This is a genomic window from Oleiphilus sp. HI0125, from assembly GCF_001635355.1.
This window is the reverse complement of record NZ_LWGF01000371.1, coordinates 1-723: the sequence shown is the minus strand read 5'-3', so window position 1 is coordinate 723 and position 723 is coordinate 1. Positions and strand designations below refer to the sequence as shown.

The following is a 723-nucleotide window of genomic DNA, read 5'->3' as shown; positions in this document are numbered from 1 at the left end:
ACAAATGAGGTCGCGACACATAAAGCAACAGCAACTAAGAATTTAATATACATAATGTGTTCACACTTAACTAAGTAGAATAAAAGAAGGGGCTACTGAGCCCCTTCCCTATTTTCTATAAGCCTGCTGACTTAAGTCGACGTGCATGGTTTTCAAACAATACAACTGGATCGACTTCAAATAAGTTTGATAAGCCGAAGAACAAGTTAACGCCATCAAGGTGGTTAATGTTGTAGTTCACACGTAGAACATCACCCCAGCGCTGTTGACAACTACCTACTAGACCATCATTGCGACCAGAGATCGTTGCGCCGGTGAAAGCCAAGAATGGGTCAGAAATATCAAGAGCGTTCGTTAGCAAGAAGTCGCCGCCCCATGACCAATAACGTATACCATTTACTTCAGCTGCGCCTTCTCCACACGAAGATGTAGGACGACCCGCGGGAAATAAGTCATTGAATGCTTCCGCGCCAGGTGTTGTTAGGAACGTTACCGCACCTAAAGCGTCCTGCGTGTATTCAGAATTGCCGGCAAGGGCGTCAATAATGTCTCCAAGGAAGTTAAGTGCACCTTCGATCAGTGCCTCTGTACCACCACCTACAGGAACGATTCCTCTCGCTGCATCCGCAAAACCTGACCCACTGTTTGCACCGTTTACTGAGGTAACAGAAGCAACTAAGTCTGGACGAACACCTGCAACATAACGGCTAGTTGGTGAACCCA

Annotated in this window: 1 pseudogene; it reads right to left on the bottom strand. The window is 46.5% G+C overall.

The annotated features are described in order from the left end of the window. Nucleotides 1-115 precede the first annotated feature (115 nt). A pseudogene (locus A3762_RS27125) lies at nucleotides 116-723 on the bottom strand (lipase); the annotation flags it as partial.